The sequence below is a fragment of the Paenibacillus sp. DCT19 genome (assembly GCF_003268635.1).
Taxonomy (GTDB): domain Bacteria; phylum Bacillota; class Bacilli; order Paenibacillales; family Paenibacillaceae; genus Paenibacillus.
The window spans coordinates 2,364,114-2,382,670 of the sequence record NZ_CP029639.1; the positions used below are offsets into that span (position 1 = coordinate 2,364,114).

The 18,557-nt window shown below is 43.9% G+C and carries 17 protein-coding genes and 1 pseudogene; 11 read left to right on the forward strand and 7 right to left on the reverse strand.

Annotation, left to right across the window (positions count from 1 at the left end):
* Nucleotides 1-104: 104 nt before the first annotated feature.
* Genes DMB88_RS10620 through DMB88_RS10640 form a run of 5 tightly spaced genes read right to left on the reverse strand, consistent with a single transcriptional unit; the run spans nt 105 to nt 4,083 of the window.
* Entirely contained in the window at nt 105-1,220 is a 1,116-nt protein-coding gene (locus tag DMB88_RS10620) for a GerAB/ArcD/ProY family transporter (RefSeq protein ID WP_128101327.1), read from the reverse strand.
* A 22-nt stretch (nt 1,221-1,242) separates the two neighbouring features.
* Nucleotides 1,243-1,449, reverse strand: a complete 207-nt coding sequence (locus tag DMB88_RS10625) for a hypothetical protein (protein WP_128101328.1) — start codon at nt 1,447-1,449, stop codon at nt 1,243-1,245.
* Between the two features lie 41 nt (nt 1,450-1,490).
* Nucleotides 1,491-2,279: a Ger(x)C family spore germination C-terminal domain-containing protein gene (locus DMB88_RS10630; protein ID WP_128101329.1), complete on the reverse strand. Its 789-nt coding sequence runs from the start codon at nt 2,277-2,279 to the stop codon at nt 1,491-1,493.
* A complete protein-coding gene (locus DMB88_RS10635) occupies nt 2,243-2,638 on the reverse strand; it encodes a Ger(x)C family spore germination protein (RefSeq protein ID WP_128101330.1) in 396 nt (131 codons plus the stop codon). The genes DMB88_RS10630 and DMB88_RS10635 overlap by 37 nt, the downstream gene beginning before the upstream one ends.
* Nucleotides 2,635-4,083, reverse strand: a complete 1,449-nt coding sequence (locus tag DMB88_RS10640) for a spore germination protein (RefSeq protein ID WP_128101331.1) — start codon at nt 4,081-4,083, stop codon at nt 2,635-2,637. The genes DMB88_RS10635 and DMB88_RS10640 overlap by 4 nt, the downstream gene beginning before the upstream one ends.
* Nucleotides 4,084-4,293: 210 nt before the next feature.
* Between DMB88_RS10640 and DMB88_RS10645 the strand changes: the two genes are divergently transcribed.
* Together DMB88_RS10645 and DMB88_RS10650 are read left to right on the forward strand one after the other, a co-directional pair.
* Complete coding sequence (locus DMB88_RS10645; RefSeq protein WP_128101332.1) at nt 4,294-4,791, forward strand: GNAT family N-acetyltransferase; 498 nt, start codon at nt 4,294-4,296, stop codon at nt 4,789-4,791.
* A 59-nt stretch (nt 4,792-4,850) separates the two neighbouring features.
* Nucleotides 4,851-5,471, forward strand: a complete 621-nt coding sequence (locus DMB88_RS10650) for a TraX family protein (protein WP_254438525.1) — start codon at nt 4,851-4,853, stop codon at nt 5,469-5,471.
* Nucleotides 5,472-5,572: 101 nt separating this feature from the next.
* Here the strand turns inward: DMB88_RS10650 and DMB88_RS10655 are convergent, their stop codons facing one another.
* Nucleotides 5,573-9,250: a non-ribosomal peptide synthetase family protein gene (locus DMB88_RS10655; protein ID WP_128104404.1), complete on the reverse strand. Its 3,678-nt coding sequence runs from the start codon at nt 9,248-9,250 to the stop codon at nt 5,573-5,575.
* An 83-nt stretch (nt 9,251-9,333) separates the two neighbouring features.
* Nucleotides 9,334-11,075 (reverse strand): annotated as a pseudogene (locus DMB88_RS10660) (methyl-accepting chemotaxis protein).
* A gap of 575 nt (nt 11,076-11,650) precedes the next feature.
* On the opposite strand from DMB88_RS10660, the gene rpiA reads away from it, so the two are divergent.
* The 9 genes from rpiA to DMB88_RS10700 all read left to right on the forward strand — a co-directional run bounded on the left by rpiA (nt 11,651) and on the right by DMB88_RS10700 (nt 18,502).
* Nucleotides 11,651-12,325, forward strand: a complete 675-nt coding sequence (gene rpiA / locus DMB88_RS10665) for a ribose-5-phosphate isomerase RpiA (RefSeq protein ID WP_128101333.1) — start codon at nt 11,651-11,653, stop codon at nt 12,323-12,325.
* Nucleotides 12,326-12,345: 20 nt separating this feature from the next.
* A complete protein-coding gene (locus tag DMB88_RS10670; RefSeq protein ID WP_128101334.1) occupies nt 12,346-12,927 on the forward strand; it encodes a GNAT family N-acetyltransferase in 582 nt (193 codons plus the stop codon).
* A gap of 46 nt (nt 12,928-12,973) precedes the next feature.
* Entirely contained in the window at nt 12,974-13,435 is a 462-nt protein-coding gene (locus DMB88_RS10675; protein WP_128101335.1) for a MarR family winged helix-turn-helix transcriptional regulator, read from the forward strand.
* Nucleotides 13,436-13,743: 308 nt separating this feature from the next.
* Entirely contained in the window at nt 13,744-14,832 is a 1,089-nt protein-coding gene (locus DMB88_RS10680; RefSeq protein WP_128101336.1) for a cobalamin B12-binding domain-containing protein, read from the forward strand.
* A 15-nt stretch (nt 14,833-14,847) separates the two neighbouring features.
* Nucleotides 14,848-16,548: an ATP-binding protein gene (locus tag DMB88_RS10685; protein ID WP_128101337.1), complete on the forward strand. Its 1,701-nt coding sequence runs from the start codon at nt 14,848-14,850 to the stop codon at nt 16,546-16,548.
* A gap of 107 nt (nt 16,549-16,655) precedes the next feature.
* Nucleotides 16,656-17,234, forward strand: coding sequence for an alpha/beta hydrolase (locus DMB88_RS31010; protein WP_254438526.1), 579 nt, complete (start codon nt 16,656-16,658; stop codon nt 17,232-17,234).
* A 97-nt stretch (nt 17,235-17,331) separates the two neighbouring features.
* Entirely contained in the window at nt 17,332-17,628 is a 297-nt protein-coding gene (locus DMB88_RS31015) for an alpha/beta hydrolase (RefSeq protein ID WP_254438527.1), read from the forward strand.
* A 143-nt stretch (nt 17,629-17,771) separates the two neighbouring features.
* On the forward strand, nt 17,772-17,999 hold the full coding sequence (locus DMB88_RS10695) for a hypothetical protein (protein WP_128101338.1): 228 nt from the start codon (nt 17,772-17,774) through the stop codon (nt 17,997-17,999).
* Between the two features lie 68 nt (nt 18,000-18,067).
* Complete coding sequence (locus DMB88_RS10700; RefSeq protein WP_128101339.1) at nt 18,068-18,502, forward strand: GNAT family N-acetyltransferase; 435 nt, start codon at nt 18,068-18,070, stop codon at nt 18,500-18,502.
* The last annotated feature ends 55 nt before the right edge of the window (nt 18,503-18,557 follow it).

Sequence of the window (18,557 nt, forward strand, 5' to 3'; positions counted from 1 at the left end):
GCACATATATACTTGTTATAACAACTATATGCCAAACAAGTAATTTTGTAAAGGATGGAGAAGAGGTTGTTCTGTATTCACAAATAGATTCAGTGGCATGAAAGTCATGACGAAGGGGTGGGAGAGGGCTGAGCTTTTCTATGTTTTCCATAACGGAGCCAGTGAACAATAACATATAGTATAGGCATGGATTCAATGAGAAGGGTAAACATAGGCACAGCGTAAGATCGTGTAGCTAGCTCATAAGCAGTGACATCTTTGGCGTATTGCATCACAATGGCAGCAGCTGTGCCACCAATCAAATACACAACCGATTTTTGTTGTCTAACACCACTAATTTTGGATAGACACACAGAAGCGACATATAACAAAAATGAACTTCGTGTAAACATGGTTGTTGACCAGATCGCAATCAATACGGGATCAAGATTATCAAGAAAATCGCCATATCGAGCAAACCTGATCATCTCAAGTAAAGGATAACGGAGGCTCGCTGCTACATAAGGACCAAAGTTCATGAGGGTATAGATCCAGAAAAAAACAACAAACAAAATGACGGTGATTCCCGCGAATACCATGCTTCTCAGTAAGGGGCGTCTAAACGCGACAGTCGGAGCGAGAAAGAGAAACATCATCCATTCGGAAAACCAAGGTAGGGTAGAAAAAGAGCCCATGACAATCTCGCCTAGATCATGATGTGTTGTCAAAGCGAGGAGTACATCTGGATTACCACCACTGCCTACGGTCGGGATCAGCAGCGTTGATGTGAGAACTTGCACCAAAAAAATACCTTCGGACATAAAAATAATGGTCACTAGGCCCGAGCGCGCAGACAAGCTGACACATAGCAAGGTTAGTGTTGCGGTAACCCAGATAGGTGTCTCGGGTAAATACATGGATTGCAGAAAAATAATAAAGTTCTCAACATCAATTGTCACTAAATACAAGCACAACAATGCTATCATTCCAACAAAAAAGAGATGTATCCATTTGCCAACAATGTCTTCTCCGAAGCTCAGCCACGGTCGATCCGGGTGGAGGGATCCGAGTCTGTATGTAAAGAATAAGAAGATGAGGCTGATCAGAAATCCACCAATCGTAGACAACCACCCCTGATATCCACTCATCTTGAATAATCGTTGTAGGAGGAAAGCAATAGGTTCAGAGTATAGATAAACAAACATGAAGCGATAAGCTTGCCCAGCCGTTAGATGATTCATAGATAAATGCTACCTCCTCTTCTTAATGAATCATAGGATCAATCCAGCCAAAGATCAGTTGAATGATATCATTGGGATTAGGCCATGCAGACCAGCTAACCGCAAGCGTATTCCAAACGATAAACAGCCCGAGTAGAATGAAGTAACTACGTCTAATCTTTTTTTTGCTCGTTCTTACGGATGCATAGTCGGATAGATAGAGCCCAGCAAACAACAAAACGGCAATCATGATGTTCCTCCTTTAACACATGTCATTGCGGCTTTATCAGATCAATAGCTGGACTCTGATCCAACAAACTGAATGTTGATCTGTGTATTAACGCGGAATTGCAGATTGTTCTTCACATACGTTGTCCATTGAGGACGAAGCTTAGACCAGATCTTAGGATACTTCCACTCCAAGCGGTAACCTAGATTCAAAATATCTGCTCCTTGGTGTTGTGCGGTATCAATGGCTTGCTTCAGATGTTCATTAATTTTTTTACTTGCTTCCACTTGCATCGACTTCACGCTTATAACATCCTTGGCTTTCAAAATCGGGATGACCGAATTCAGCTCGCCCTTACCCGTTAGATTTATGTCGAAGAAGGGCTCCCCATTGACTAATCTGACACGAATGTCTGAGTCCATATTAAAGAGAGTCATGCTGGCTTTTACTTTGTTCGTCTGGATGGAGATGGCCATCGACTCTAGTTTTCGACCAGCCCAGGCAACAGCGCGAGCCTCATCATCTGAAAGTGTCCCCACCATGCGCATTTGCTTGAAGATGGCTCCGCCGATCTGGCTTACCCACTTTTTCTGTTTACCTTCTTCACTTACCATCGGTAGTTGCTTGGCTTGCAACATAGATGCGGCAAAGCCCTGATTCATTTTGTCTGAAGCATAAACGTTAAGTGTCTGCGTCTTTAACAAATTTTCCTCGGTGGAGAATTCGCGCAGTACATCACTTGGTGTTTCCTCGAAGACAGGAGTTAAGTCAGACACGTCTTTTGCCTTACCCATAGCGACCATTACGTAACTGCTCAGATGAAATAGGGGCTCCCTTGCAATCCACTCCATGGTATCTTCGATTCCTGCACGGGCATAAGCTTGTCCAAACACAACAACGCGTGTATGACCCAGGATATTCTTCTCGTAAGGTCTGTCTGAATACGTTCTAAGGCATCGGCAATGGTAGGTGCCACCGCTGAAACAACAGCATAAGGCTCCTTGCCGGATCCCCCTCGATCTGGTGATAAACGGTTAGGGAGTGGCATTGTTAATGAGACCTCAACTTCGCCAGGGTTATCTGTCTTGTCAACATACATAGCCGTTATAAAAGTGCGCTCGTTAATTTCGACTTTAGACCAGCAGCCACCACATAAGAGACAGCATGTCACCAATAAGACGAGTCTTGGCCAAGCGTAGTGAAGGTTCATGGCGTATCCTGCCTCGTTTCATTATCTGCTGCATAAGCTTTGGTTCTTTTTTTCATTAGAAACCAAGGCACGCGAACAAATGTATCTTTAATATCTCGAAGGACAAGTGGCGCAAAGGGCTGCATATAGGGAACTCCGAAGGAGCGTAGGCTTACCATGTACCAGTAGATTAAGTAGATCGAGATGACTACGCCGAACAGACCTAGCGTTCCACCGACGAGTAACACTGGAAATCGAAGAAGTCGAAATGCCAGCCCTAATTCAAAATGTGGAATGATAAATGCGGCAATACCTGTAATGGAAACGACGATCACCAGTGGGGCAGAGACAATACCTGCCTGCACAGCTGCCTGACCAATGACAATACCGCCTATTATGGACACAGTTTGCCCTAACGGCTTGGGAATACGTATCCCAGCTTCACGCAGCCCCTCGAAGGTGATTTCCATAATGAAGGCTTCAACCAATGCAGGAAAAGGAATGTTTTCCCTCGCGGATGCAATAGTAATTAGCAGGTTAGTTGGGATGATCTCCGGATGAAAAGTGGTAACTGCTACGTAGACCGAAGGCAGCAAAAATGCAAAAAAGGCAAATAGCAAACGAATGATCCGAATGAATGAAGCAGAATGAAACCGTTGATAGTAGTCTTCAGAAGATTGCATTAAGGAGAAGAAGGTGACAGGAATAACTAGTGAAAATGGTGTGCCATCCTGCATAACACTAATGCGCCCCTCAACGAGTGCAGCTGCAACAGAATCTGGTCGCTCGGTATATTGATACTGGGGAAATGGAGACAGCGGATGATCCTCTAGAAACTCAGATAAATAACTCACGCCTAAACTGCTATCCATATCAATCTCATTTAAACTGGTCAACACGTTCTCAAGAATATCCGGTTTGCATAACCCTTCAATGTACACAACATAGACTATGGTTTTGGTATATTTGCCGATGGTGAATTGGATCATTTTGAAATCAGGGTGTTTAATTTTGTGCCGAAGTAGAGACATATTTGCATGAATATCTTCAATAAACGCTTCTTGGGGCCCAACCACGACCACCTCGTTCGTGGATTCAGGTATAGAACGTTTCTGATAATTCTGAATCGAGAACACAACCCAATTGGGCAACCCATCTAAATGGAGAACCGCATTGCCAGAGACGATGTCATTCACCAGTTGTTCAGTCGAATCGGTGAGCTGTGAGTCCAGTGTGAAAAAAGAGCCACTAACAATTCGCGCTGTAAGCATGGGGTCAACTTCGCCGCGTGATGCTTCTTCCAGCAGTGGTTTGACGATGGCTTCTCTCATCGTGGCGGTATCTACAATGGATTGGATGTAGATGAGCTCACAATGAATTGAACCAATCTGAAAGGGCTGATAGACAATATCCGTCACGCCCAATAGACGGGTCTTCACCTGTTCAAGCGTACTGCCTGTTTCCATTCCATGTTTCCCTCCTTACTTCGCTAGTCTGTAGAATCACTGGTTATCTACCTGTAGTTTGTGAAGACTGATCTTAAATATTCTTGTATTTGTGGAAAAGTCGAAAAGATTGCAAACTTTGGTGCAAATGATGAATTTGGAATTTCAGATATAACCGATATAATAGGAGGGTATTCATTAAGTGAAAGAGATAAGGGGAGAAGAAACGAGATGCCAGATCAGATTAGAATTGCTGAGCTTGCTGATGCTGAATATGTGAGCGAGTTATTCAATCAATACCGTATGTTCTACAACCGACCTTCGGATCTCGAAGGAGCCATTCAATACATAAAGAGTCGAATGCAGCATAATGAATCAATTATTCTAGTAGCTGAAAAGATTGCGGAATCGGAATTACTTGAACCAATGAATGGTAAGGACAATGGAATAGACCAAACCCTGATGGGATTTGTGCAGTTGTATCCAACGTTCAGCTCACTATCTATGCGCTCAAACTGGACACTGAATGATCTGTATGTTCAGCCGGAATACCGCCAGCAAGGGGTTGCCCGCAGACTATTGCAGGCGTCTAGAGCGCTTGCTGAGGAAAGAGGTGTGGGTGCATTGTCTCTATCCACCGCGGTCAGTAATAAGCAGGCTCAGGCGTTGTATGAGTCAGAAGGTTATGTACTGGACACCCAATTCCTGTATTATGATCTTGATGTATAAAAAATTAGGAATGTGCTTGTGTCAGTGCACCACGAGGAACAGGGGAGGTCTTCATAACCATGATGCAGTGGATCGCCATGATAACGATGCTGATTGATCATATAGGTGCTGTTTTTTATCCACAAGTGGAGGAACTGCGAATCATTGGACGTATCGCGTTTCCAATCTATGCTTTTGCCGTTTACGTTGGCTATAAGCACACACGTAACATGAAGAAATATATTATGCGTTTATTCTGGATTGCGGTCATCTCACAGATTCCTTTTATGGCGGCATTTAACCACTTATCACTGAATGTCGTATGGACGTTATTGTCCGGACTGCTGGTAGTACTGGCGCTGGATCGTTTACCCGTGCGATTGTTAGGCATTCCGATTGTAATAGGTGCAGGATGGATTATGGAAATCACACATATGGATTATGGGATGTACGGGTTACTTCTCGTGCTGTTATTCCGGTACTTCCAAGGTGTGATCCTGGTTGTCGGGCATTTCCTATTAACGGCAGCCTATATTATGCTGTATAGCAGTTCTGTGCAGATGTATAGTGTTATTGCTACCGTAGGAATCGCCATTGCGCAATATTATGGTGCAGGCTTTCGCTTGCAGGGGCCGCGCTGGATATGGCGTTATTTTTATCCGGCTCATCTAGCGATCATTGCTCTCATTCGTTGGTTATAACACGTTGTATATAAATCGGTGGATATAACATAAGAAGCCCCTTTTCCATTAGATTTAATGGAAAAGGGGCTTTTCTGAGAAAAATAAAATCCTGGACAGATCTACTCTAATGTCGGAGAAGTGCCGAATGTTGGCTTGATTGCAGCAGGGAAATATCCAATCGCGACTGCATGCTCAATCATTTTCAAAATAAAACGATCATCGGCTCTAGGGCAGGAAATTCCTGCGGGTTGCACATAGGCCGTTGTAACAGGAGAAGCATATACGTAAGCTGAATCCTTCGCACCGTCCCCTTCAAGCTGAGCGATAGCCAGTTGAAGTGCCTCAGCATCTTTACTGATGCTAGCGTCAAACAACCACTGCGTATATTCGGCAAAAGGAACCGTTTCGACTTCATAACCGGCACGATTAATGGAATTGATCAATTCATCGTAACGGATCGACTCCGGATTACAGATGTGGAACACACGGCCAGCAGTATCTTCGCGTAATGCCAGATGAACAATCGCTTCGCTTGCGTAATCGATTGGGGTAAAGTCTACCAGCCAATCGGCAGCAGGGGCTTTGCCAAGCAATAACATCGCTTTAATCATGCGGTAGAAGGCATTGCTATCAATGTTGGACTGGAAACGTCCTGTTTCCGAATGGCATGTCAGGTTTCCTGCTCGATAGATACTTACTGGAACACCTTCCTCTGCTGCTACCATAAGCACTTTCTCAGCTTCTAGTTTACTGTCGGAGTAGACGTTCTCCACATGCAAGTCGGCTGGGAAATGATCATGCTCCAATGAAGATTCCCACTGACCACTTAGTGCCAGATCTTCCGGGATTCCCATCGTGGACACATGATGGAAGGATGCACCTGGCTTGCTGCGAATTAGATCCAACAGCGCTACTGTTCCTTCTACGTTCGTTTTCGCAAATTGAGCTGCGTCCCCAAAGTGCCGTACATCTGCAGCACAGTGAATGACGCGATCAATTGTGGCTTGTACATAAGTCTTTTGTTCACTGCTCAACCCAAGGTTAGGTTGCTCCAGATCTCCTTCAATGATCTCAACGCGGGATTGCACTTGCAGCGCCAGTTCATTCCCGAAATATCCCTGCATCACATTGCTTAATCGTTGCATGGCTGTTGTTCCATCCGATGGACGACGAACCAATGTGTAGATTTTCGTATTAGAATGCAGGATTAATTGTTGAAGCACATGAGAGCCTAAGTAACCTGTAGCACCTGTTAGGAGAACATGTTCTGGCTTGAGTATTTCCGGATACCCAATTTGTGTAGCAAGCTCAACCGGATGCTCGGACAGTTGGGTGATCAGAACCTTCGTCCCAGATGAAGCCGAGTCAGATTGCTCTGTAGCTTGTGCTAATGTCTCCACTCGACGTGCCAATGCGCGGATCGTTTTCTCTGCAAAGAAGTCAGCAATCTTCAATAATGAATAGTGAGGCTTCAGCAGCACAAGCACATGAATGACCCGGAGAGAGTCTCCGCCGATGGTAAAGAAACTATCTTCGACACCGAAGTCGTCATGCTGAAGGATCTCTTTCCACGCGTTCAGAATAACTGTTTCGGTTTCTGTTGCAGGCAGTACCCGTTCCGCACGATTCTCATGACGTTCTTCATGGGGGAGTGCAACCATCGCTTTACGATTGATTTTCCCTGTTGGTGCAATAGGCATCTCATCTAATTGGCAGATCCATTTCGGCACAAAGTATGAAGGGAGCTTCACGGCAAGCTGTGCCTTGATCTCTTCAACGGACAATGTGCTACCATCGACGGAGGTAAAGTAACCGACGAGCATATTTTGTCCGTCTGATTCTTTTTTAGGAATGACAGCGACATCCTGGATCTGTTCTAAACGTGCAAAATGATCCTCGATTTCTCCAATTTCAATCCGATGACCGCGGATTTTTAGTTGAGAATCACTACGTCCCACATATTCTAGTAGTCCAGTGTCTAGCAATTTGGCAATATCGCCAGATTTATAGATTTTTTCACCCATCGCAAATGGATTCTCGATAAAGGCTTGAGCTGTACGTTCTGGTTGATTCAGATAACCCTTAGCAAGAGCTGGCGTAGAGATATATACCTCACCAGGCACTCCAACCGGGCAGAGTTGCTGTTCTTCATTCACGATGTAGACTTTGTAGTTATGAATTGGCTTACCGATAGGCATATTAACGACATGCTCGGGAACTTGCTCACTGATCCGATGTGTCGTCGTTGCTACTGTACATTCAGTAGGGCCATATACATTGACGATATCGATCTGATTGCCGAATTTCCGTTGGAATGCACGGACTTGTTCACCATATAGCGCTTCGCCCGCAACAGTAATTATTTTGACTTTAGCCAGCTTATGGAAACCTTCATCGGACAGATAGGATGCAAGCTGGTTGAAGAAGATCGTAGGCAGAATTGTAATAATCGTTGTGCCCGTACGTTCAATTGCAGCAGCAAAATCTTCGACGGATACACGTTCTTCCGCAGAGAGAAGATAGAGCTCAGCACCGTAGAACAGGGCACCAATCGTATCCCAGACAGAAGCATCGAAGCTATATGTAGCAAACTGGGTTAGCACATCGTTAGGCATAATATCACAATCTCGCTGAACGACACTACCAAGATTCGTTACACCGCGATGAGCCACGAGAGCGCCTTTTGGTTTGCCCGTAGAGCCCGAGGTGTAGATGATATACGCTAGGTCATCCGGCTGAACATCGACATTAGGGTTGCTTGCTGCAAACCCGGCCAGGCGACCATCTACCGATAAAATTTGACGTACTGTTGTGATGCCCGAGAATAGGCGTGAAGCTTCGGTAAAGGAAGAATCTTTTGTTAGGACAAAGGATGATGCTGTATCTTCTACGATGTAGCTGTTACGTTCTTGTGGGTGCTCAGGGTCAACGGGAACGTAGACACCTCCGGCTTTAAGAATACCCAGAATGGAGATAATGGTTTCCAGGCTTCTTTCCATGAAGATGCTGACAAATTCCCCTTTTTGTAAACCGTTTGATTGAAGAACTCGAGCCACTTGATTGGAACGCTCATTCAATTCACGATACGTATATTTCCCTGAAAGTGACGTGATCGCAGGTGAGTTGGGATATTCGGCTGCAACCGCTTCGAACCAACCATGGATCGTTTGATGTTCAGGCTCTAGAACAGCGGTATCGTTCATCTCACGATATAACAGTCGATCAGAGGCTGATAAAATATCAACAGAGCCAATAGACTTGTCCGTATTGCGGATCATCGCAAGTAGAAGTGTCTCAAAATACTCCGCATATCTCATGATGGTTGCCTCACTTAATAGGGAAGCATCATAGAACGAATCAAGGATAAACTGGCCGCGATCGTCGCGGATGTTCCAGTTTAAAATTTGCGGAGCTTGAGGCAATTGCACACTGTTGTGCATGAAAATCGTTTCAGGGTATGCCCCAGGATGAGTGGTATTGTTGTTCACAATTTGCTCTGAGATTTGCTCAATCAATTCCCGGAAGGTTATTTTCCCATGAATTTGCAGTATCACGTTAGCAGCCGCATGTTCAGGAGCCAATGTGCCAATGGCTAGCTCCTGTTCACCTGATAGTCTGAATAACAAGGCTGCGTATGCGGATAAGAGAGCAGGGTACGTCAATGATGAGCCAAATTTTTGCGCAAGTTCACGACTCAAAGTAGGCTGTAACGGAATATGAGTTGATTCATAAACGAATGATTGCTGACGACGTCCAAAATCCAGCGGAATCTGAAGTACCGGCAATTCAGTTTCCATAATATGATCTGATGAAGAATGATTTTCAATCACTTCAGTTGTTCCTCCTTTGTCCAATTCAAAAATGTAATATTTCTGTTTTCTTAGCCTTTGCTTACATTAAAGTGAGAAATCAATTCTTGGAGCTCCTCAGACATGCTGCTCAGTCGGTTCGAAGAATCTACAAGCGTAATCAGTGAACCTTTTTGTTCGTCAACAGAAGTAGAGATGCGTTCACTACTATCAGCCGTTTTACTTACACTAGATGAGAGATCATCAGCTGTTGCAGTCATTTCTTCAGTACCCGCAGATATTTCCTGCGTAGCGCTGGATACCTCTTGAATCTGGTTAGAAACTTTCTTAGCTGCTTCAAGAATTTCTTCAAACAGTTGACCTGTTTGATCAGCTACATCAAGCCCTGTGTCCACTTCAGCTGTACCTTGTTCCATCGCGCGAACAGCTTGTTTGATTTCGGTTTGAATTTCTTCAATTAACACAGAGATCTGTCTGGTTGATTCTTCGGACTGTTCAGCAAGTTTGCGAACCTCACCGGCTACAACGGCGAAACCACGGCCTTCTTCACCGACACGTGCTGCCTCAATGGATGCATTCAGTGCAAGCAGGTTGGTTTGACTGGAAATACCAGAGATGATATTGAGGATATCTCCAATTTCTTGCGAACGACTTTCAAGTACATTAATTGCCGATGCTGTATTTTTAACCGATTCGGTAATCAGAGTCATTTGTTCAGAGACCTGACGAACAACGGTATTACCTTGTTGGGAACGACGTTCCATCTCATAGGCTTCATCAGCTACATTGGCTGAACTGCTAGCGATCGTTTGAATAACGGTAGCCATCTCTGCCATTGCACGTGCGCTGTCAATTGTCGCTTGTTCTTGTGCGCGAATGTTAGATGCAATCTGGGATACATTGATGTTAATCGTATCCGCATGGTCACTGTTTTTCTCAGAGACTTCATACAGCTCTTTTGCAGACTGGTTCACCTCGTGAGAAGTCATCTGTACTTTGACGATCGTGTCATTAATTTTGCGAACCATCGTATTGAACTTCTCATTCACAAGTCCCAGATCGTCTTTGCCTGTCGGAATGTTGACATTCAAATTACCCCGGCTAACGTCATCAATTCCTTTGATTAAGTGACGAATAGGGGATAGTGTATTTTTAACAACGAGATATTGAATGATAAGGAATAAAAGTAAAAAGGCTACCAAAATGATGATACCGTTTTTGAGCAGTGAGCTCAGACCGGCAGGTACGGCAGATGCATCCGCATCAATCGCGAAATAGGAGAAGATTTTGCCGTTGCTATCCTTGATTGGATAAGCGATGGTTGTCCATGTTCCAAAGTCATCTTTATAAAATGTAGTAAAGGTTGGACGATCTGTATTTAACATTTCTTTCAATGCATTTGCTACAACAACCGGTTGCTCATACATATCGCCAATGTTTACGTTATCGCTTTGAAAGGCTTCTCTAAGATTGGTGGGCATTGCGACTAGGGATGTATTGCGCTGATTCTCCCATCGAGTTCAACACCGAAAATATAGGCTTGGGCAATGTTAGGATAATACTCTTGCATTTCATCAAAGTAAGCTCGTAATTTAGCTTGTACGGTTCCGTCATAGCTGCCTTCCGCAATGGCTGCCTCAACATCGGATGCATTGATTCCCTCAGCCCATTTTTGCGTGATTACTGCAACTTGCCCATGCAATTGATCAACGAGCACTGTCTTTTGGAAATAATAGCTACTGGCAATTAATGCCACTCCAATAATGACGATGTTGGTGAATGAAAGTAATAGATTTTTCGAGAAAAAAGACATGCTTTTCCAACTTAATGATTTCACAAAACTCCACTCCTGATCTCTGTTTAGTTAACAACGCTTGGTTTCTTGCATGATTCCAGCCGCCTAGGCCATTTGTCGATCCCCTCCAAAGTTATGTATGCGACCATGGTCTTGGGTTTTTGGTCGTAAAGACGAATTTTTGGTACCCATGATCCATAGTGTCTAATTATTAAAACACATCCACCTATAATATGTCGTATAAAATGTCGTTAAATTGAATAGTTTTGTTAAAACTTTTTTAATATTCTACATATTTATGGACATGACAATAAATACATAGGTATAAAGAACTAAAACTTCGGAAAAATTCCCATTTTTTAGTTTCATTATGTATTCTATAACAATAAGAGATAAAAAACATCATGTAAGTGTGAAAAACATACTAAAAAATCAAGGATGGAGTTAGTCCGTTCTGCATGGATCAGACGAATGGACGTGCTTCGTGCATTTTTGCATTGCTTACAAGGATGGATATACATCGGAAGCGGTTTTATCTATAATAAATACAGTATGCATTTCTCAAATTCATAAACAGGCGGGGTTTATTCTAGATGAATCTGAAACAAATTGCAGCAGAGCGGGCGGCTGAATACATCCAAGATGGAATGAAGGTGGGGCTAGGGACAGGCTCTACAGCTTACTTTGCGATTTGCAAGTTAGGTGAGCGTGTACGTGATGGCCTGCAAATTAAAGCTGTAGCTACGTCTGAAGCATCGGACAAGCTTGCTAGAGAATGGGGCATTCCGATCATTCCATTCGATCAAATTGGACGACTGGATATTACGATTGATGGAGCTGATGAGGTTGATCCGGAATTTAATCTCATTAAAGGGGGCGGCGGTGCTCTCTTGCGTGAGAAAATCGTTGCAGCGAATAGTGATCAACTTATTATTGTTGCCGATGGAAGTAAAGCCGTAGACAAGCTAGGTCGATTCCCATTGCCGGTAGAGGTTGTTCCTTTTGCTTCCGAGTGGACGTTCAAGGCGTTGGAAAGTATGGGCTGTTCTCCAGAGTGGCGCATGAATGGTGACGAGCGTTATCTGACAGACAATGGGAATCTGATTGCTGATTGTCGTATGGAAGCGATTGAGCGGGCTCCCGAATTAAACATTCAATTAAATATGCTTCCAGGTGTAGTGGACAACGGCTTATTTATTGATATGGCGAATATCGTCATATTGGCGAAGGAAGATGGAAGCATTGATGAACTCCATCGTTCCAAATAAGGAATGAGGGGGGAGTTCATATGAAGGAAAATGCGATCGTTGAAGGTGACCTAGCACTTCGGTGCATAGAAGAGGCGGATCTACTAGAGCTATATCAACTTATATATAGTGAAGAGGTTCCAGAATGGAAGCAATGGGATGCTCCGTATTTTCCACTTGAGCATGAGAGATATACTCAGTACAGTCAGAATATGATGAAGTGGATGGAGACATCAAAGTCAAGTTCTGAACCAATCTCGATGAGAATTGTTGAGGTCAATGGTCAGATTATTGGCACGATAACTTATTACTGGGAGCATCAACAATCGTTATGGCTTGAAATGGGGATTGTTCTTTATTGTTCTACAACGTGGAGTAAGGGTGTTGGCACCCGTGCACTTAAGCTTTGGTCAAGCCATTTGTTTAACCACTTGCCGATTGCAAGAGTTGGATTAACGACGTGGTCAGGTAATGAACGAATGATGCGAGCAGCGGCCAAAGCTGGACTTCAGATCGAAGGTAGAATGCGCAAATGCCGTATTGTGGAGGGGAAGCACTACGATTCCATCCGTATGGGAATGCTGCGTGAGGAATGGGAACAGCTATCTTCTCCAGATGTATAGCAATAGAACGAAATGTAATGTAAACAATTGATGGAGGATTATAGAAATGCCGAACATAGAGGACAATCGGGAACTTTCTTTACAATTATTTGTAGTTCTCGTCCGAGCATACAATTCCGTTACATCTAAATCCAATCGTGATATTCAGAGTCATGGGCTAAATACAACCGAATTCGGTGTACTTGATCTGTTATATCACAAAGGTCCTCAGGCTCTGCAGAAGATTGGGGAGAAGGTTCTGATGTCTAGCGGAAATATCACATACGTTGTCGATAAATTGCAGAATAAAAACCTTCTGGTTCGTAGAGCATCCAAGGAGGATCGACGTGTAATTTATGCGGAATTGACAGAAGAGGGACGACAACTCTTCACACAAATTTTTCCTCAGCATCACCAGGTCATTATTGATACAGTTGACGGATTGGAACCTTCCGAGAAAGCGGAAGCGATTCGACTGTTGAAGAAGCTGGGGCTTGCTGCAGAAGGTAAAACCGACTTGCGTTCATAAACGCAAGTCGGTTTTTTTATGAGCGATATAACGGGCACTCACTAGCTAAATGACTTGCAGTATGATTCATAATATAGGAAAATTGTCACCAAGTGACGATCTAAAACTAATTATTATCTATTGAATTCATGTACAATAGAGAACGTTCCCAATCAAGGGCTGATCGATATCAAACCAATCATAGAGTTGTGTTCTAGCTTCATATGTTCTTAGTATGAATAACCCGATGTTTGGAACACATCCTCTTAGGCTGTTGTTTTAGCAAGTAGATTGGGATGAAATCGCAGCAAGAAGGGGGATTAAGCCATATGACACATCAAGAGGCTGGTGAACGACTGTTACAGGCAGCGGGAGAACTAGCTGATAAAATTACAGAAAAGCAATACTTGCTGCAGCCGGATCTGATTCAACGTTTTGGTGAAAATGGGCGTATACGCACAAAACAGGATTCACAATATAGCTTAAATTATCTGGCAGAGAGTGTGCTCGTTAAAAGCCCCAATCTGTTTACCCATTACATCTCGTGGTTAAAAACGCTGTTAGCAGGATATAACGTCTCCACCGAGGATTTGGCTGTGAATCTGAGGCTGATTCGAGAAACGTTGGAGGAAGAGTTCGACAATTCGTCCAAGAATGTTGTCCTTGAATATTTGGAAATGGGTGTGCATCAGATTCATCAGCGCGAATCAGTACAGGGGTACGTTTACGATTCTCTCCCGTACGGTAAGGCTGCGCAGACCTATTTAAGTGCTTTACTTAATGGCAAGCGCAAAGAAGCTTTCCACATTGTTGAAACGGAGCTTGCGAACGGAGCAAGCATACGTGATATATATCAATATATTTTTCAACCAGTCCAGTATGAGATCGGACGATTGTGGCAATTAAGCCAGATCACTGTGGCTCAAGAACATTTCTGTACGGCTGCAACCCAAGCATGTATATCGTTACTCTATCCACGTTGGTTAGTTGAGGCAGCTGGTGGGAAGAAGTTAGTAGCTGCATGTGTAGGTAGTGAGCAGCACGAGATTGGCTTACGCATGCTTACTGATGTTTTTGAAATGGAAGGCTGGGATACGTATTATCTCGGAGCGAATGTTCCGAATGGTAGTTTAGTAGAGGCGATTCAGCGACACCAGGGTGACGTGGTTGCTATTTCAGTTACAATGACGTTTCATCTCCATCTTGCTAAAGAGTTAATTCAAATGATTCGTAGGAACCCTGCTACTGCACATGTGAAGATTTTGGTAGGAGGATATCCATTCAATATCGATCAAGAGCTGTGGAGAACGATTGGAGCCGACGGATATGCTCAAGGAGCAGATGAGGCTGTTGCGGTTGCAGAGACTCTACTAAAGAACGGGACGATTACGGATCATATAGAAATCATGAATGATTAAGAGAGGGGTGATGTGATGTCCCATGAAAATGATACGAATGAAAAGCTGCGGAGAACGATTGAACAATTATCGGATCAGATCATTCGTAGCAAGGAAGATGAAGAGCGTGTACTGGGCGAATTCTCACAAATGAACAATGAACTGGTTACGTTGCAGCGCAAGCTTGCGAAGAATAACGTCAGTTTGGAAGCAGCACGCGAAGAGGCTGTTGCAGCGGGAGAATCCAAGAGTTCATTTATTGCCGTAATAAGTCACGATTTCCGAACCCCCTTAAATGGAATACTTGGCATGGCTGAGTTATTGCAACTATCCTCTTTGTCCGAAGAACAGCGCAACTCGGTGGATGTCATTCAGGAGGCCGCCAAACTTCTGCTTAAGCTAATTCAAGACCTGCTGGATATGTCCAAGTTAGAAGCCAAACAATTGAAGCTTGAAATCGGAGAAGTAGAGCTGCAATCCATTCTTAAATATATCGTTCGTTTACTCGAACCGAAGATTCAGAAAAATGGAAACGAGTTAATCATTGATTGTGATCCAAGGATTTCTTCCAGTCTGCAAGGTGATTCGACGCGAATTACGCAGGTGCTTATCAATTTAATTCAGAATGCTAACAAGTTCACAATGCAGGGTTCAGTACGTATCCGAGTGAAGCTGGTAAATGACAGTGAGCATACTCAGCAGATTCGATTCGAGGTGGAGGACACAGGGATCGGTATCGCCAAGGAAGATTTGCAGAAACTGTTTAAACCCTACGCTCAGACAGAACGAGGACGTGCAAAGGAATACGAAGGCACAGGTCTGGGGCTATCTATCTGTAAGTCTTTAGTGTTGCTGATGGATGGTGATATCGGTGTGCAAAGTATAGAAGGGAAGGGGTCTACCTTTTGGTTTGAACTATTGTTGGACAAGTCAGCTTCCAATCAAGCAGACACCTCCTCCGATATTGCACCATCCGATAATCAATCTCTAGAAGCTGTCCCTGAGCCTTCGCTCCCTATTCTGTTAGCAGATGATAATGCCATTAACCGGCAAGTCGTGTTGATGCAGCTCAAAAAGCTGGGGATCACAGAGGTTGATTCTGCCACCAATGGCGAAGAAGCTGTTGCTGCCTATCTTAGCAAGAAATATAGTTTAATTCTGATGGATAATATGATGCCGATCATGGATGGCCTTGAAGCAACGCGCAAAATCCGAGCTATGGAACAGGATGAAATGCGACATGCAGTTCCGATCATTGCAATGACAGGCAATGTGATGGACGGAGAAAAGGATAAATGCCTTGCTGCTGGAATGAATGACTTTATTGGTAAACCATTTACCCTTGAAGCATTAAGCAATATAATTCAGAAATGGCAGAACACATCGGAGCATCGTGAAATACTAAATATGAGTATTGTTAATGAAATCGCAGAATTAAACAGTGAAGGCGATCAGACGTTGCTGGAGATGTTACTTGAGATGTATCGTTCGGAGACACCGGGCAAAATTGAGGTGCTGCGGAGACATATTGTTTCGGGTGATCATCTTGCTGCGGCGGAGGTGGCTCATGATCTCAAATCTGGAAGTTTGAGCTTAGGGATTGAATATTGTTCAGCCCTCTTTGCACGAATTGAGCAATTAGCGAAGCAAGGCGAGACGATCAAGGCAGAACCATTGCTTGATCAATTAATGCCAGCATATAAAGAGGCGTGTTCTGCATTAGAAAAAGTCATCTAGAGGGTTTGTAGTCTTGACGAAAGTCGGGACTGCAAACCTGTTTTTGCGCCTAGCTTCGTGTATGTAAGGTAAGGTGTAGATTGTTACGATGAAGAGAAGGAGAGACCATGTTAACTCTATATTTTGGAATCGCTATTTTTATTCTAATTCTGCTCGTGCTCATTGCAACCTGGATAGGAGGACTATACTTCTTCAAAACAGCAATTCGGCGTACACCCAAATCATTTCTGGTGGATAACCCGAATTTAATGCCTGAACCTGACAATGAACTGATCAGTAGTGCGTCTGATCTAACGTGGTTGGATCAACAGCATGGGGTGAAGGTACGTATCCAGTCTCATGATGGACTTCAATTACATGGGATGTGGCTACCTTCAGCTACCGGATCACACCAAACGGTAATATTGGCTCATGGGTATTCAGGTAGAGGGAGAGAGATGGCAGGCTTTGCTCGTTTTTACGCGGAGCAGCGAGGGTATAACATACTTATGCCTGATGATCGAGCACATGGTGAGAGTGAAGGGAATATGATTGGTTTTGGCTGGTTGGATCGGTTGGATTACATACAATGGATTGATTGGGTTATCACGAAGATTGGAAGCGAAGCAGAAATTATACTTCATGGCATCTCGATGGGTGGAGCCACTGTGCTCATGACGGGGGAGAGAAGCTCCCAGCACAAGTGAAAGCCATTGTATCGGACTGTGCCTACACTTCGGTTCAAGAAGAGCTTACCTTTCAGCTTAAGCAACTTTACAAACTGCCCCATTCCCCTTTATTCCCGTGACCAGTCTCATATCGAAGTGGAAGGCAGGTTATTCCTTCTCTGAAGCGTCTGCTCTGAAACAACTTGCTCAAGTAAAGGTGCCGGTGTTATTTATTCATGGAGAAGCAGATACGTTTGTGCCTACAGAGATGGTGTATAGACTTCATGCTGCATGTCCAACGGAGAAGCAACTCCTGACGATTCCGGGTGCAGGACACGGAACAGCCTTTCAGGTGGATCGTTCCAGCTATGTAACAGCTCTTCATGCTTTCCTAGATCAAACGACTACAGGCTCCGTTCCAGAAGGCAAGTAAACACATTGAAAGGAGGTGCGCTACATGGCACGTACCAGTAGAGTTTGTTCCTATTGTGAGAAACCAATGGGGCAGATGAATTCAAGTGTAAATCCTGCGGTAATCTGGTTACTACCAAAACAACACAGCCTGAGCGATCACATATGACGGAGGATTACAACCCGATACTGGATCGATATTCTATCGTGCTGCTTGTCATCATTACGATTTTCTTTCCTCCAATCGCTATAATTATAGGTGGGGTTATGTTGTTCAGTGATCATCCATATAAGAAGGACACAGGCAAACTACTCGTTACGAGTGCAATTGTTTTTATGATCGTTTTTATATTTATTTTTATTGGAACCGGAACACTGACCATCAGCTTATAACTTGAACTTTGCCTGGGTAACGACTACAATACGATAACGGAACAAGCAAGATACAGGAGGAATGAACGTTGTTAATTAATCTGAAATCACGAATTCAGGAGCCTGAGGTACAAGAATTGTTGGCCTATTCGGTCTTTCCTGAACCTGAGCATCTGAACCAAGCCATTCAACAATATACGGAGAGCGATGAATTGCAGCTTGAAGGGTACGAAGGTGAGGGCCAACTCATCGGCTTACTCGGTTATATTCACACAGGAGCAGATGAAATAACGATTAAACATATTGCTGTGCTGCCCGAAAATCGCTTCAAAAATTATGGTCGTGGCATGATTGCACAGCTTCTGGAGAAGCATAATCCGGATCGTTTGATTGCAGAAACGGATCAGGAGGCTGTTGAATTCTATCGGAATTGCGGATTTATCGTGTATAGCTTGGGTGAGTTATATCCTGGTGTTGAGCGATTCCGCTGTGTGTTGGAGAAGGATGAAGACGCGGAAGAGTAATCGCTCAAGAATGTAGCCGTATGAAATAGAATAATGAGTCGTGAAGCAGGACGCT

Coding starts and splice junctions, on each gene's coding strand:
- DMB88_RS31010 (WP_254438526.1), top strand. CDS start 16,656: ATGTTAACTCTATATTTTGGAATCGCTATTTTTATTCTAATTCTGCTC.
- DMB88_RS10630 (WP_128101329.1), bottom strand. CDS start 2,279: ATGGAGTGGATTGCAAGGGAGCCCCTATTTCATCTGAGCAGTTACGTA.
- DMB88_RS10655 (WP_128104404.1), bottom strand. CDS start 9,250: ATGGAAACTGAATTGCCGGTACTTCAGATTCCGCTGGATTTTGGACGT.
- DMB88_RS10640 (WP_128101331.1), bottom strand. CDS start 4,083: ATGGAAACAGGCAGTACGCTTGAACAGGTGAAGACCCGTCTATTGGGC.
- DMB88_RS10670 (WP_128101334.1), top strand. CDS start 12,346: ATGAAGGAAAATGCGATCGTTGAAGGTGACCTAGCACTTCGGTGCATA.
- DMB88_RS10645 (WP_128101332.1), top strand. CDS start 4,294: ATGCCAGATCAGATTAGAATTGCTGAGCTTGCTGATGCTGAATATGTG.
- DMB88_RS10625 (WP_128101328.1), bottom strand. CDS start 1,449: ATGATTGCCGTTTTGTTGTTTGCTGGGCTCTATCTATCCGACTATGCA.
- DMB88_RS10685 (WP_128101337.1), top strand. CDS start 14,848: ATGTCCCATGAAAATGATACGAATGAAAAGCTGCGGAGAACGATTGAA.
- DMB88_RS10620 (WP_128101327.1), bottom strand. CDS start 1,220: ATGAATCATCTAACGGCTGGGCAAGCTTATCGCTTCATGTTTGTTTAT.
- DMB88_RS10675 (WP_128101335.1), top strand. CDS start 12,974: ATGCCGAACATAGAGGACAATCGGGAACTTTCTTTACAATTATTTGTA.
- DMB88_RS10695 (WP_128101338.1), top strand. CDS start 17,772: ATGACGGAGGATTACAACCCGATACTGGATCGATATTCTATCGTGCTG.
- DMB88_RS10680 (WP_128101336.1), top strand. CDS start 13,744: ATGACACATCAAGAGGCTGGTGAACGACTGTTACAGGCAGCGGGAGAA.
- rpiA (WP_128101333.1), top strand. CDS start 11,651: ATGAATCTGAAACAAATTGCAGCAGAGCGGGCGGCTGAATACATCCAA.
- DMB88_RS10635 (WP_128101330.1), bottom strand. CDS start 2,638: ATGAACCTTCACTACGCTTGGCCAAGACTCGTCTTATTGGTGACATGC.
- DMB88_RS10650 (WP_254438525.1), top strand. CDS start 4,851: ATGATGCAGTGGATCGCCATGATAACGATGCTGATTGATCATATAGGT.